Source organism: Marinilactibacillus psychrotolerans, assembly GCF_900101525.1.
GTDB classification, from domain to species: domain Bacteria; phylum Bacillota; class Bacilli; order Lactobacillales; family Carnobacteriaceae_A; genus Marinilactibacillus; species Marinilactibacillus psychrotolerans.
Genome location: NZ_FMZD01000003.1, coordinates 140,048 through 155,518, shown reverse-complemented (window position 1 = coordinate 155,518; position 15,471 = coordinate 140,048). Strand labels below are relative to the sequence as shown.

Annotated in this window: 14 protein-coding genes; all 14 read left to right on the top strand. The window is 32.1% G+C overall.

The genetic code is table 11. The features are described 5' to 3' along the window. Positions 1-78: 78 nt before the first annotated feature. The gene (locus BLT22_RS02675; protein WP_091760364.1) at positions 79-1,881 is read left to right on the top strand and encodes a sensor domain-containing protein; all 1,803 of its coding nucleotides are present in this window, start codon (positions 79-81) and stop codon (positions 1,879-1,881) included. A gap of 345 nt (positions 1,882-2,226) precedes the next feature. Then, positions 2,227-3,984: a GGDEF domain-containing protein gene (locus tag BLT22_RS02670; protein ID WP_091760361.1), complete on the top strand. Its 1,758-nt coding sequence runs from the start codon at positions 2,227-2,229 to the stop codon at positions 3,982-3,984. Next, on the top strand, positions 3,881-4,096 hold the full coding sequence (locus BLT22_RS12550) for a prepilin-type N-terminal cleavage/methylation domain-containing protein (RefSeq protein ID WP_091760357.1): 216 nt from the start codon (positions 3,881-3,883) through the stop codon (positions 4,094-4,096). The genes BLT22_RS02670 and BLT22_RS12550 overlap by 104 nt, the downstream gene beginning before the upstream one ends. Before the next feature lie 378 nt (positions 4,097-4,474). Further along, the gene (locus BLT22_RS02660) at positions 4,475-5,227 is read left to right on the top strand and encodes a prepilin peptidase (RefSeq protein ID WP_087059643.1); all 753 of its coding nucleotides are present in this window, start codon (positions 4,475-4,477) and stop codon (positions 5,225-5,227) included. Between the two features lie 51 nt (positions 5,228-5,278). Continuing rightward, on the top strand, positions 5,279-5,473 hold the full coding sequence (locus tag BLT22_RS02655; RefSeq protein ID WP_091760354.1) for a hypothetical protein: 195 nt from the start codon (positions 5,279-5,281) through the stop codon (positions 5,471-5,473). 173 nt (positions 5,474-5,646) lie between these two features. Beyond that, positions 5,647-6,915 (top strand): tetratricopeptide repeat protein, encoded by a 1,269-nt coding sequence (locus BLT22_RS02650; protein ID WP_091760351.1) that lies wholly within the window; start codon positions 5,647-5,649, stop codon positions 6,913-6,915. 70 nt (positions 6,916-6,985) lie between these two features. Beyond that, entirely contained in the window at positions 6,986-7,555 is a 570-nt protein-coding gene (locus BLT22_RS02645) for a ReoY family proteolytic degradation factor (protein ID WP_091760348.1), read from the top strand. A 109-nt stretch (positions 7,556-7,664) separates the two neighbouring features. After that, positions 7,665-7,988: a nucleotide pyrophosphohydrolase gene (locus BLT22_RS02640; protein ID WP_091760345.1), complete on the top strand. Its 324-nt coding sequence runs from the start codon at positions 7,665-7,667 to the stop codon at positions 7,986-7,988. 81 nt (positions 7,989-8,069) lie between these two features. Further along, positions 8,070-9,287 (top strand): CCA tRNA nucleotidyltransferase, encoded by a 1,218-nt coding sequence (locus BLT22_RS02635; protein ID WP_091760342.1) that lies wholly within the window; start codon positions 8,070-8,072, stop codon positions 9,285-9,287. Positions 9,288-9,332: 45 nt separating this feature from the next. Further along, on the top strand, positions 9,333-12,137 hold the full coding sequence (locus BLT22_RS02630) for a helicase C-terminal domain-containing protein (protein WP_091760340.1): 2,805 nt from the start codon (positions 9,333-9,335) through the stop codon (positions 12,135-12,137). Positions 12,138-12,227: 90 nt separating this feature from the next. Beyond that, positions 12,228-12,701 (top strand): cell wall elongation regulator TseB-like domain-containing protein, encoded by a 474-nt coding sequence (locus tag BLT22_RS02625; RefSeq protein WP_091760337.1) that lies wholly within the window; start codon positions 12,228-12,230, stop codon positions 12,699-12,701. A 36-nt stretch (positions 12,702-12,737) separates the two neighbouring features. Further along, on the top strand, positions 12,738-14,033 hold the full coding sequence (gene asnS, locus BLT22_RS02620; RefSeq protein ID WP_087059628.1) for an asparagine--tRNA ligase: 1,296 nt from the start codon (positions 12,738-12,740) through the stop codon (positions 14,031-14,033). Positions 14,034-14,054: 21 nt separating this feature from the next. Then, on the top strand, positions 14,055-14,771 hold the full coding sequence (locus BLT22_RS02615) for a DnaD domain-containing protein (RefSeq protein WP_236048773.1): 717 nt from the start codon (positions 14,055-14,057) through the stop codon (positions 14,769-14,771). 34 nt (positions 14,772-14,805) lie between these two features. Further along, positions 14,806-15,453, top strand: coding sequence for an endonuclease III (gene nth / locus BLT22_RS02610; protein ID WP_087059624.1), 648 nt, complete (start codon positions 14,806-14,808; stop codon positions 15,451-15,453). The last annotated feature ends 18 nt before the right edge of the window (positions 15,454-15,471 follow it).

Sequence of the window (15,471 nt, the reverse complement as noted above, 5' to 3'; positions counted from 1 at the left end):
TCTATTTTTATAGTTAATATCGATATAAGTAAATAGACTTTCTAAATAGAAGAAAGTTCAAAAGGAGTTTGAAGCACATTGTCTATATTTTCCATAAAATTCGTAGTAGCACATATAAGTGGAATTGTCTATTATAGTTGGCTCATTTTTTTAGGAGTAGGGTTTATAGGCATGTTGATGTATTTTAATCGTAAGTTAAATGAAAATAAGTCTGAAATCTCAACTATCAAAAAAGAAAAGAAAGATCTTGAATCAGTTTTTAATAATGATAGATCATTTCTATGGGAAATTGATAAGAACAAGAAAAATCAAAAAGCTTCTAAAGCTGTTTGTAAGATTTTAAATATTGATGAATTTGATTATCCTAATTTGATAGATTCATGGAAGAGCAGTGTATATCCAGATGACTTACCTGATTTTTTGAAATTTATTGATGAACTTGATAACAGAAGTGGACAACCCTTTGAAGTTCGCGTTTATGACGGAAAATGTAGAATTATTTGGCTAGAAACATTTGTGAATGTTGTTTCTGATGATTATGGACAAGTTTTAAAATATGTGGGAACATCTATCGATATTACTGCTCGTAAACTTAAAGAAGAGAAACTAAGAAAAAGTAATCATTATGATCAATTAACCAAATTACCTAACAGAAAGAAATTTTATGATTATTTTACTAAACAAAAAAAAGAAAAATCAGACGATATTGAAATGTCTATTATCATTTTAGATATTGATCGCTTTAAGATAATTAACGAACTACATGGTCGAAATTTAGGAGATCAGGTATTAGTAAAAGTTGCATCTAAACTTCAAGATACCTTAGGAAACGATGCGTTCATTGCTAGGGAAAGCGAAGACGAATTTATGATCTTACTTGAAAGTTCAAATGAAAAGAAAACTAAATTGATCGCTGAAAAACTTTTAAATGTTTTTAAAAAACCTATTAAAATTAATGACCAATTATTTTACCTTACAATTAGTATGGGGATAAGTCGCTATCCTGAAACAGCACAAGATATTGAGGCATTGTATCAACAAGCTGAGATCGCAATGTATAAAGTTAAAGATAGTGGGAAAAGTAATTATCATGTATTCATGACTGACGACGCTGCTTTAATTGAAAGAAAAAGAAGAATAGAATTTGGATTAAAAGAAGCACTCAGTAGAAATGAATTATATTTACTTTATCAACCGAAAGTAGATCTAAGTACGGGAGTTATTTACGGTACTGAAGCACTAATCAGATGGAAACATCCATTGCTCGGAGAAGTATCTCCTACCGAATTTATTCCAATCGCTGAAGAATCTAGAATCATTCAAGATATAGGGTACTGGGTTATGTTTGAAGCAATTCGTCAAAACAAAATTTGGCATAAGAATGGTATTTGCTTAGATATTGCAGTAAATGTTTCTGTTCTGCAATATGAAGATCCATTTTTTATTGAACGAATAAAACAGACATTGCTTCATCATGATCTTGATCCTAAATATTTAATTATTGAAGTTACGGAAAGTGTAATGCAAAATATTGACCATTCCAATCGGATAATTAAAGAATTACATGATTTGGGTGTAAAGATCGCAATTGACGATTTTGGAACTGGATATTCTTCACTTAGTGTATTAAATAATATATTTATTGACATTGTTAAAATAGACAAATCTTTTATTGATGGGATATTAACAAAAGAGAATACTGCGTCTCTAGTAAAAACTATAATCCAAATGGGGAAAAGTCTAAATTTTCATATCGTTGCTGAAGGAATAGAAACAGAAGATCAAGCAGAATTCTTAAAAGTAAATGAATGTTCATATGGCCAAGGTTACTTATTCAGTAAACCACTATTACCAGAAGATCTTCCAAAAAAAATAACTTAAAAAAACATCCTTTAAAAAACTAGTCAGGAAGCTGAAATAGTAATTTATCTTGAATAGATTTTAAAGGATGTTTTAATATTGACATTGTGACCATATTAAATAAAAAATTCACAATTATGTCATTTATTAAAATGAAGTTATATTAACATTAGATTAACTTAAAAAGGCGAAAAGTATACAAAATGATATCAAATATATAAGTTGTTATATTATACGAATTTAGCCTACCTAAAATAGGCTTTTTTTATTTAATTTAGGATATTGACATAAATATTTAATAAAGATAGACTGACTTAGGAGACTGTCATGCTAATAAATTCATATTGAACCGAAGAGGTGAATGCGATGCTATCAAAGAAAAGACAATTCATAACATGGTTGGTAGGTTTAATAATGATCCCTTTGTTGTTTTTTGTTGTTTTTTATTTAACAGCATCGGCAGGCCTTTTCTCCGAGCCTTCATTTTATGTATTTATATTTCTTGGTGCACTCGTGGCTCTTTTTCCCATTGAAGTTAGAGGTGCTACACTTTTTTTAATTGCAAGTGTAAGTATATCTGTCTTTTTAGCATATGGTCTTTTTGCCGAAATGGTTGTGACAACGATAGCTACTACCATAGTCATGAAGCAGATGAGGATAACGCGCGAAGAAAGTTATAGATTTCCTATGAATATTCTTTTGTTTCAAATCATTTCAATTTTATCTGCAGAAATCTATTATCTAGTAAATCCTATTTTACTAAATCCTTTGAATTATCCCTATAATATTTTATCATTAACGGTCTACCTAGTTGCTTCTATAACTCTTAATCGATTATTTTTATATGTGTTAGCAACTGAATGGCAGAAGAAAGTCTATGGAAAAATTATAAATTTTGAATACATATTTTCTCTTTTTTCAGTTTTTTATGCAATACCTATTGCGCTGATGATTCTTCACCTACGAAATATATATTCGACCTTTGGCATTATTATAGCAGCTTTTCCACTAATTGGTATTTCCATCATTTTTAAATTATATTTTTCAAGTGACTCTCAGAACCGTTATTTGTACAAAGTTAACGGTCTTGCTATTAAGTTAAACGAACAACAAAATGTAAAAAAAATTATAGAATTGTATTTAAGTTCATGGAATAATATTTTCCCGGCAGACACAATTTATTACTGCATAATTAGAGAAGACCAAAAAATTGAAAAATCCATGGTTTATCATAACGGTCATATTGTAGAATCTAAAGAGTCTCTTGACCCAATTTCTTCTCATGTAATACTGGAAGAATACTGGTTTGAAAGTGATATGATAGTTTACAAAAGTTCTGAAGAGTGGCCTGAAATTATCCATTCTGTAATTGACTATCCAGCTGAAAGTATGTTGATTTTTCCTATTAAACGAGCGGACAGTGTAAAAGGATTTATCGGTATAACAGACCCAAAAAGAAAAGCATTTAGTAAAAATATGCTGTTTGTAATGCCGGTTCTGCATAATTTCTTGAATAACGCTTTAGCGAATGCTTATAATTTTGAAGAATTAAAAATTAATAGCAGAACGGATCATCTTACAGGTCTTTCAAATTTAAGAGCTTTTGAACAGAATATCAATAAATACAACCAAACTAGACCTGATAATAGAATTTCAATTATTATTATCGATTTAGACTATTTTAAAGACGTGAACGATTCTTTTGGTCATCAGGCTGGAAATGAACTTCTAAAACAAATTTCTATTTTGTTAAGTACATTTGTCTATGAGCAAGAAAAACTAGCTCGATATGGTGGGGAAGAATTTATTTTTTTTGTTCCAAATAAAACACCGGATGAAATTATTGAATTAGCTGAAAGTATACGTGAAAAGATTGAGAAGACGGCATTTAATACTCACAATTATTTAGATGATCGTGAACTTGTAACGGTTAATATAACTGCAAGTATTGGTGTAGCGACTTATCCTGATCAATGTTCGAGTATAAAAGAATTGATGATGTTAGCAGATCGAGCAATGTATGTTGGTTCTAAGCAAAATGGAAGAAACAAAGTGGCTACGATTAACGAAGGGGATATCATCAATGAAAGACAAGCTATTTTGGAACCCGATAAAACTTATTAAAAAGCAGGAAGGGACTACTTTAATTGAGTTGATTGTTGCCATCGCAATTTTATCAATCGTAGTCACTTCTTTCTTGATTTTTTATAAAATGATTCTTAAATATTTACTTTAGAATATAATTGATATGGATATTATCAGAAGTGTAGTTATTACAAGTCGATAAGAAAACAGCTCTGGTCTAGTACTTGCTTTAAAGGGACTGATATTTTAGCTGTAGGAGGTATTGTTTCACAGCTGAAAATTGAGATTCTATCTCAGTAATTATGTAACTAAAGTCAGTCTAAACGATACTTCTAAAGAAATATAATCACTTTTTGAGGATACCTATCAGTTAGATATTAATAGAATGCTTACTTTTGATACTTGGAGAATCTATTAGAGATTCTCCTTTTCATTTGATTCAAAAATAGGCAATGATTTTACTACAAAGGAATATTATAGAATAAATTTGGAGATTTTTTTGCATAGAATGAACTTAGGAGTTATGAGGATGGAATGGTTTATAGGAATAGTTTTTTTCATATATGGTTTGATATTCGGATCTTTTTATAATGTAGTAGGGTTGCGGGTGCCGATTAATAATTTTTTATCTCAGAGAAATTCTTATTGTTACACTTGTAAAAGAAAATTGACTTGGATTGAGTTAATACCTGTACTGTCTTATGTTATTCAAAAGGGAAAGTGTAAAGGTTGCGGAAGCTCAATCTCAATTGTCTATCCTGTGGTAGAACTCGCTACGGGGCTTCTGTTTACTGCGACATACCTTTTCTTTGGATTATCTTTTCAAACGATCTTTGGATTGCTTTTAGTCTCTATGATCGTTATTGTAACTGTTTCAGATATAACTTATCAAAAGATTCCAAATAAAATTTTACTGTTTTTTTTACCGCTGTTTTTGATAATAAAAGCCTTTTTTCTTGATACGAATTGGACATCTTCAATCGTAGGAGCCGCCCTCGCTTTTTTATTAATTGGGCTTATTATTTATATTACTAAAGGTGGTATGGGAATCGGAGACCTTAAGTTTTTTTCTTTATTTGGGTTGCTTTTTGGTTGGCAATTATTTTTATTGCTGTTCTTACTTTCAACATTATATGGCGCTGTAATTAATGGTATTTTACTTGCTCTTGGAAAAGTTACGAGAAAGACTAAAGTCCCGTTCGGTCCCTACATAGGCGCATCAGCAGTGACCGTTTTATATTTTGGTAAATTCATTTTACATTGGTACTTATCCTCATTTTAGCAAAAGATAATATGACTAGAGTCAACTAGTGATAATGAAGAAGTTGAAAATGTGGAAACTCATTCCTATCAATTGGAAGTTGAATATGAGAATGTAAATGAGTTAGACAAATTTGTCAAAGAGATTTATGAATTAACACAAAAAACAGATTTAACCTCTATATCATATGAAACAGGGCAGAATTTATCTTTTAAAGCAACTATATTTCTGAATACGTATAATCAAACTTCTGACCTGACAGAATAAAATAAATAAACGTCTTTTTAAAAGGCGTTTTTTTATTTTGTCTAATGCTGCTTTTTAAATTGTTAACATGACGAAGCTTAATGAATATGATAAGATAGGAGAAGTATAAAAAGCAGATAAAGGTATTAAAAAAAGTAATCTATTAAATAAACTGACTATCTGGAGGAGACAATATGTCCTATTCTCAAAAAATGATCGATGCTTTACAGAATGATCAACTATCTGAAGCGGAAGAACTTTTTATCCTTGCGCTGGAACAAGATTCTATTGATGAGTTATATGGATTAAGCGATTCTTTATATCAATTAGGATTTCTTGAACAAACTAAACGTGTATTACATCATTTACTTGACCAGAATCCCAAAGATGATGAAATCAAGGTTAATTTGGCAGAGATTGCGATTGAAGAAGGTAATGAGCTCGAAGCAATTGACTGGCTTCAGTCCATCGATAAAACTAGTAGTGTTTATCCGCAGGCATTGCTGGTGTCTGCAGATTATTATCAAGGATTAGATCTTCCTGAGGTTTCTGAACAAAAGCTTTTGGAGGCCCAATCGATTCTGGAAAATGAACCAGTTATCCTATTTGCATTAGCTGAATTGCACTTTACCATGGGGAAATATGCTCAAGCTATTCGTGAATATGAGCAGTTGTTAACAATGGGGGAAGAAAATTTAGCTGGTATTCACCTAGTTTCCAGATTGGGAAGCGCTTATAGCGCCCTGGGAGACTGGGAGAACGCTATAGACTATTTAGAAGAAGCTGTTGAAGTGGATGATACCGTTGATACTTTATTCCAATTAGGTTTCACTTACTTTCAAGTTAAAGAATACCAACGTGCAAATGAATGTCTTTATAAAGTCAAAGAGATGGATCATTCCTATACTTCTTTATACCCCTATCTTGCAAAAGGGTTAGATGAAGAAAATCAGTTAGATAAGGCCTCTGAAATTATTGAAGAAGGTCTTTTGCAAGATAAAACAAACTACCAGCTTTATCTAATCGGAGCAGAAGTTGAACTTAAAAGAAGTAATGAAGTGAAAGCGGAGCAGTATTATAAGCTAGCACTTGAACTAGATCCGGATAACGAAACTATTTCTTTGCAATATACAAACTTTTTATTGCATCAGGAAAGATATGAAGAAACTGTTGAGTTTGTTCAAAAGGCTCTGACAGAATTGGATGCTGACCCGCAATTACATTGGAATCTTGCTGTCGCTCAAAATGAATTAGAAGAATACGATGCTGCTAGAAGAGCCTATGATAAAGCCTACCCATATTTTGATACAAATATAGAATTTTTAAAACAATATTTCTTCTTTTTGAGAGAAGAAGGACAGATAGAGAAATCTAGAGAAGTTGGAATTAGGTATCTTGAGTTTAGAAGCGATGATTTAGAAATTCAAGAAATTTTAAACAATGAACACTTAGATTTCGAATGATTTTTGTTATAATAAAGAAGAGGGATACTTGAGTATTTAATGCGTCTTATCTACAAGGAGGGGAGTCATTATGAATAATCGAGTACAATTAAAAGACAAGAAGCATTTTTTGAAGTGGTTTTTACAAAGATATCAGATGAAACGTCGTGAATCAATGTGGATCTTAAATTATTTACTCAATCACGATATCGTATTAAATAAAGCAAAATTTGTTGAAAGTGCTGAAAGAACACCAAGAGGAATTCGGATGGCAGCAGTAGGGACAGACCAAGAAGCCTTTAAATTTTATAAAGATGGACATGCATTTGATAATCCAGAACAAGCTTTTCATGAAGTTAGATTAAATTGGCATACAGATTTATATATAGAACTATTTTTCACGGATTCTTGGATGTCTCCCGAGTATCTTACTGTATTAGAAGATAATCCTTTTTCAAGCTGGAATGATTCTATTTCAGAAGAACTTAGTCAAGAGGTCAACGATGCCATTGATCAATTCCATTTAGAAGAAATGAGAAATAGATTGATACAAGAAATTGATCGTGCCTTGGAACAAGATGAAAAGAACACATTTTATGAACTTACAAATGAATTAAAGGTAGTTGAGGAAAAATTAAATAATGGTTTACCTCATTCCTGATTAATGAATAACTGAATAATTAGAGATAATGGAGTACAATTGGTTCAGAGTGATTGTACTCTATTGATTCTTGAAAATAGCACTTTTTAAGTGATTTGAGGGTTTAATAATGACAGATATTAGGGTTTTGCAAAAAGAAGTCGATGAGTACATAAAGCAGTTTAAAGCAGGATACTTTTCACCTTTAGGTCAACTTGCACGCTTGACAGAAGAAGTTGGAGAACTTGCCAGAGAAATCAACCATATTCATGGTGATAAACCAAAGAAAGCTGAGGAAACTGAGAAATCTATTGAAGAAGAACTGGGAGATGTACTATTTGTAATGATTAGTTTAGCGAACTCTTTAGATATAGATTTATCGGACGCATTTAAACTCGTGATGAACAAATTTAACACCAGAGATTACAATCGGTTTGAAAGAGTTGAAGACTAAATATATCTTTAAATAAGTAAAGGAGCGAGCAGGCGAGGCACTTCAACTGAGAAGATTGAAGAGCGCTGTCGCACGTTTAATATGGCAAACAATAGAATTGAATTAGATAATGTGTTTATTGAAGCTCTACCTGTTTTAAACAAGCTTAATTCTGCCGGTTTTGAGGCATATTTTGTAGGTGGAAGTGTTAGAGATGCATTATTAAATCATGAGGTAAATGATGTTGATATTGCAACTAGTGCATTTCCAAATGAAGTAAAAAAGCTTTTTAAAAAAACAATTGATGTTGGAATTGAACATGGAACGGTATTGGTTCTTTCCGGTGAACATTCTTATGAAATAACAACTTTTCGAACCGAATCAACGTATCAGGATTTTAGACGTCCAGATTCGGTTACTTTTGTGCGTTCATTAAAAGAAGATTTAAAAAGAAGAGACTTTACCATTAATGCTCTAGCAATGGATGGAGATGGAGTCATTCATGATTATTTCAATGGCAAAGAAGACTTAAATTCCCGGCTTATCAAAGCAGTTGGAATTCCAGATGAACGGTTCAACGAAGATGCTCTTCGTATGCTCAGAGCTACTCGTTTTGCAGCGCAGTTAGATTTTGAGATAGATAGGCATACAACTGAAGCAATAAAAAAACATGCAGCTCTATTAAGTCATATTGCGATTGAACGAATTCAAATTGAATTTATTAAGATGTTTTTAGGAAAATCCAAGAATAAAGGCCTGCTTTATTTTATTAAAACAAACCTATATGCCTATTGCCCAGGGCTGGATAAGCAAGGACTTGAAGGATTAATCAGTATTGAAAAGCCTTTTGAAAATGAAATCCAAATCTGGGTATCTTATTTAATGTGTTCAACGCTTATGCCTACTGAAGTTAGAGGGTTCCTTCGTTCATGGAAACTTTCAAATAAAAACATTCAAGATATTGAAACAGTTTATATGACAGCTCATGAACGCCTGCATAAGCAAATTAGTAAAGAAACAATATATAAAGTAGGAAAAAGATTATCACTTGAAACTGAGAATGTTTTAGCTTTATTGAAATATGATTCCAACAGAAGGCTAGTCGAAAAATTCTACAATGATCTTCCTATTTATTCAAAAAAAGATTTAGCTATCTCGGGAAAAGATCTCTTAAAATTAACTGATCAAAAAGCTGGAATATGGCTAGGAGATTTACTGGATAGAGTAGAGCAAGCAGTGCTGGATCAAGAAATAGAAAATGATTATTCTCAAATCCTAAAATGGATAACTGCAAATCAATTAATACCTAAACAAAAATAAATATAAATTTATTACTTTTCCAAGTTATAAGGAAAGGAGGTTTTTATGAAAAAAAATCAAATTTATGCCATTGTAGATATAGAGTCAACAGGCGGAAATATCGAAAATGATAGAATGATTCAATTCGCATGTGTACTTTTAGAAAACGGAGAAATCTTAGAGTCTTTCGATACGTATGTTAATCCCCTAAAAAACGTTCCTAAAAGAATACAAGAACTTACTGGGATTAGTTCTAAAGAGGTTAAAGAAGCACCTTACTTTGAAGATATTGCCCCTATTCTTTACTCAATGCTAGAACAGACAATTTTTGTTGCTCATAATGTAGGATTTGATTTTCAATTTCTTAATCAGGAGTTTCAGAGAGCAGGATTTCCAAAATTAACGATTCCAGCTATTGATACGGTTGAACTTGCGCAGGTTATTTTCCCGACATCAAATAGTTATGTTTTACAGGAAATTGTAGAATGGTTGGGCTATGATCTAGATCGCCCTCATAATGCTTTATTTGATGCTGAAGCTACTGTTTTTCTACTTAAAAAAATGGATGAAAAACTGCAAACACTCCCCTTGACAACAGTGGAGAAACTGGCTGAACTATCCCATTATTGTATTGCAGAAACGTATCTTTTCTTTATTCACGCATTAGACATTATGAAAAAAGCACCAAAAGATTTAAGTAAAGATCTTGTAATTGCAGAAGGAATAGCGTTAAAAGATCCTTCTATATGTATTCAAGCTATAAAGCCTCCTATAAATTCATTTTATCCTGAATCTTCTAAATCAAAAACAGCTTTTTTTGATGACTCGTATTTAAAAAGGTCAACACAAGAAGAGATGATGGATACAGTTTATCAATATTTTAAAAAATCCGAAAAAATGGATGGATTAGCTATTGAAGGTTCATCTGGTCTAGGTAAATCTTTAGGTTATATGCTTCCTATCAGCTTTATTGCTACTTCAGAAAAGCCCATTTTAATCAGTACTAAAACGACTATATTACAAAGACAAATGGTAGAAGAAACCTTTGCATACTTAAACCAATTTCTAGCGTTTCCTTTAAAAATTGCTTCAGTGAAAGGAAAGTATCATTATCTTTCTCTTGCTAACTTTGAATATAAATTGAAACATGTGGATTTACAAGATATTGAGGCCTTATTTTGTATGCGCATTTTAGTATGGTTAACTGAGACTACTACTGGAGATCTGGATGAATTAGGTGCAGGAGGGAATAATAGCCATGATTTCTGGACAGAGGTAAGAGTAGGTCAGGCAAACCTTACCAGTAAAACATTTCAAAAGTGGAAAAATCTTGATTTTTATCACCGTGCTCAAAAAGCACTAGATCAAGCTGCAATTATTGTAACGAATCATGCCTTCTTGGTTCATGATTGGAAAAAGGAAAAGAGTTTGTTTTCTGATGTAGAAAGAATTCTTATTGATGAGGCCCACTTTTTTCCAGATGTTGTTCAATCTGCTGCCACTGAAACGATATCCTATAATTCATTTATATCAGTTCTTAAGAAATTTGGTACCTTAGAAAAAGAAAATTCTATTATAGCAACTTTGTATGAATTATCTAGAAGAAATATCATCAAAGAATATCAAATTCAGTCCATTGAAACAAACAAAACACTTTTTGAATCCGAATGGGAAGCTTTTATAGATTACTGGGTAGACCAATTAAATCTATCAAGAGAAAAAAAGTCTAGGATTATCAAATGGCAGGAAAGATCTGTTGAATTCTCGCAATTGAGTCTCCCGCTCAAGAGAACAGTAAAGGAATTAACTAGATTAGTGTATGAAGTAATCTACGTAGGAAACCATATTATAAATAAAAGTCTAGAAGATAAAGATCAACTATCTTCTTCTGAGCAATTCAATATGCTCATGTTTAATGATTTTCTAGAAGAACTTACCAACAATGCCCAGTCCTTTAAAACTATTTTTGATCAGAATAGTCCTGGTGACCATTCTTGGATTTCTTATTATTCAAAAAAGCCTAGTAGTACTTTAAAATTTAATAGAACAAGTCTTTATATGAAAGAAAAGTTATTACACTCATTACAAGACTACAGTCATGTAGTGTACACAAGTAGCACGCTTTCTTATAATCGATCAATTGATTTTTTTAAGAAACAATTAGAACTAGATAATCTTAGATTTGTAGAACTTTTGTCTTCATATAATTATGAAAAAAATACAAAAGTATATGTACCGGAGAAATTATTAGCAGTAAAAGAATCCTCTAGTGATGACTATATTGGATATTTGACGGACTCAATTGAGATTCTAGCAAAAGAAGTGGATGAGAATGCACTAATTTTGTTTAGATCGATTGACTCATTACAACGGGTTTATCATAACTTGCAAAATAAGAAATCGCTTGATAATAAATTAATACTTGCCCAAAATATTTCTGGAACTAAGTCGAAATTATTAAAACAGTTCAAGAAAAATAGAAATGCCTTACTACTGGGGGCAGATTCATTTTGGGAAGGAATCGACTTGCCAGGTGACTCATTAAAGATTGTGATCGTAACAAGACTTCCATTTGATTCTCCAGAGCTACCGGCAGTTAAAATGCGATATAAAGAAATACTGGCTCATAATCAAAATCCTTTTGTACAAGATACATTGCCTCGAGCCGTTCTCAGAATGAAACAAGGTTTTGGACGATTGATTCGTTCTGAAAACGATAAAGGTATCTTAATTATATTAGACAGCAGATATATTGAGTCAAGTTATGCCCACATATTTAAGCAAGCTTTACCTCCAGAAGTAAAAATTGAACAGTTACCATTAAAAGTTATTTCAAAAGAAATCAATCATTTTTTAAAAAATGGAAATTGAAAAAAAGCGAAAGTGTCTAATAATATTTATTTCTAAACCTTAATTTGATATACTTAGATAGTTGAACTTTAAGACTGTGAGGGAAATAAATTGAAAAAATTTTTTATTGGCCTTGCTGTATTCTTGATTATGCTGATAGCAGGCACAATTGTACTATACAGAAGATCTGTTGCTCCATACAACAATTCTAAAAATCAAGCCTTTGAATATGCAATGACACATTCTGAAATCATTACACCAGAAGAATTTTATTGGTATAATGACAGTGAAACGTTCTTTGCTGTAGTGGGTAAAACTGAAGAGGAAACTGAGTTAGTTGTATTAATCAATCAGGATAACGGTGAAACAACTTCTATTCCCGTTGAAGAAACAATTATTAAACAACAAGCTATTCAAAGAACAAGAGAAGCTCGTCAACCTGCGAAAATATTAGAAGCTCGTATAGGGATGGATAATAATACGCCTATCTGGGAAGTGAGCTACCGAAATGAAAATGGACGTTTAGGATATTACATCTTAAATTTAGAAGATGGTGAATGGTTAAAAACTATAGATAATATATAATAATTGAAAAAGTATTTAGGATAAGGAGACTGAACATTGGAAAAAATTAGAATTATTGAAGCCCCTAAACATATAGGTGAAACAGTAACAATTGGGGGATGGATTTCAAATAAACGTTCAAGTGGAAAAATTGCATTCCTTCAGCTACGAGATGGATCTGCATATTTTCAAGGAGTTGTAGTTAAAAGCGAAGTTGAAGAACCAGTTTTTGATTTAGCCAAAAGTTTGACTCAAGAATCTTCTGTATGGGTAACTGGAATTATACAAGAGGATACACGTTCAAAATTTGGTTATGAGATCCATGTTAAAGAAATTGAAATTATCGGTGAATCGAAAGATTATCCTATTACTCCTAAGGAACATGGAACTGAGTTCTTAATGGATCATCGTCATCTATGGTTACGTTCGTCTAAACAACATGCAATTATGCAGATTCGTAATGAAGTCATTCGAGCAACTTATGAATTTTTCAATAAGGAAGGCTTCTTGAAAGTTGATCCACCAATTTTAACAGGAAACGCTGCAGAAGATACGACTGAACTTTTCCATACTCAATACTTTGAGTATGATGCTTTCTTATCACAAAGTGGACAGTTGTATATGGAAGCTGCTGCAATGGCTTTAGGAAAAGTATTTTCTTTTGGTCCTACATTCAGAGCTGAAAAATCTAAAACTCGTCGTCATTTGATTGAATTCTGGATGATTGAACCTGAGATGGCTTTTATGAACCAAGAGGAATCTTTGGAGATACAAGAAAAATATGTTGCTTACCTTGTTCAAAGTGTTTTGAATAATTGTGATATGGCTCTTGAGATCTTAGAAAGAGATAAAGAACTGTTGAAAAAATATACTACATTACCTTACCCAAGAATTTCTTATGACGAAGCAGTTGAATTACTAAAAGAAAATGATTTTGAGATTGAGTGGGGAGAAGATTTTGGATCTCCACAAGAAACTTTTATTGCAAACCAGTATGACCAGCCGGTTTTCATTTTAAATTATCCTAAAGCAATTAAGCCTTTTTATATGAAGCCCCATCCTGACAGAGATGATGTTGTATTGTGTGCAGATATGATTGCACCAGAAGGTTATGGAGAAATTATCGGCGGAAGTCAACGTGAAGATGATTATGAAGCTTTGCAGACCCAGTTAGAAAAACATGGCTTAGACATCAAAGACTACGACTGGTATCTAGATCTGAGAAAATATGGAAGTGTTCCACATTCTGGGTTTGGTTTAGGATTAGAAAGAACCATTACTTGGTTATCTGGTACAGAACATATCCGTGAAGCGATTCCGTTTCCACGCTTACTAAATAGAATCTATCCATAAGACTTGAAATAATACGAAAGGGTGAGGCCATTGAACGAAGAGTTGTTTAAAGAATGGTTAAAATCTGGACACGTGACGATTTCTACCCTTTTACTACAAACTTATAAACAACTCGGTCTTTCAAATGAGAATCTGGTCTTTTTAATTCAGTTAAAATCATTTGTTGATCAAGGTGAAGGCTTTCCAAATATTAATGTAATCGCTGATAGAATGAAGATTTCACGAGATGATGCCTTTAAAGAAGTACATGCTCTTATTAATAAGGATGTTTTAACCATCAATACCAAAGTTGATGAAGAGGGTAAGAGCAAAGATGAGTTCTCTTTTGATTTGCTTTGGGAAAAGGTACTATTATGCTTGAAACAAAATAATAACGAAAAAATGCAAATGCAGACAGAAATTGATTCTAAAGAATTATATCAACTATTTGAAAAGGAATTTGGGAGACCTCTTTCTCCTATTGAAATACAAACACTCAATATGTGGATTGATGAAGATCATTATAAACCTGAGCTTATTCAAATGGCACTTAGAGAAGCGGTCTTAAGTCAAGTTTATAGTTTGAAGTATATTGATCGAATTTTATTAAACTGGGAAAAGAAAAATATTAGAAGCAAAGACCAGGTTGAAAAAGAATCAAAACAGTACCGAAATAAAAAGGTACAAGATTCTATTTCGACTTCTCAACCTTCGAAGCCCGTTCCGATGTATGATTGGTTAAAAGATTTTAAAGATTGATTTTATCTTTATTAAATATAGGGGGAGGGGTTCAATGCCTGATAAAGAAAAATTATTAACAAGCAAAGAGACAATCGAATTAATAGAAGCAATGGGGAAACTATTTCCGAATGCAAAAGCAGAACTGGTTCATAAAAATTCCTTTGAATTATTGATATCTGTTATCTTAAGTGCCCAAACAACAGATATTTCTGTTAATAAAATAACACCAGCATTATTTCAAGCCTATCCGACCCCGGAACTTATGATGGAAGCACCGCTTGATGATATCATGGATAAAATTAAAACAATTGGCTTATATCGGAATAAATCTAAGTTTATAAAAAAATGTTCTAGAGAATTAGTTGAAAAATTTGGTGGAGAAGTACCCTCGACTCATAAGGAATTAGAAAGTCTCGCTGGAGTTGGACGTAAAACGGCTAATGTAGTGATGAGTGTGGCTTTTGATAAGCCAGCTATTGCTGTAGATACACACGTAGAAAGAATTAGTAAGAAATTTAATATCTGTTCTCAAAAGGCAACCGTCAGACAAGTTGAAAATACTTTGATGGAGAAACTTCCTGAGGACCTTTGGAGTGTTGCACATCATCGAATGATATTTTTTGGTCGTTATCAATGCCCCGCTCGAACACACGACCATAATTTATGTATTGAAAAGATTAAAGAACAGATTAGAGCATAACATTAAGACAGAGTAGGA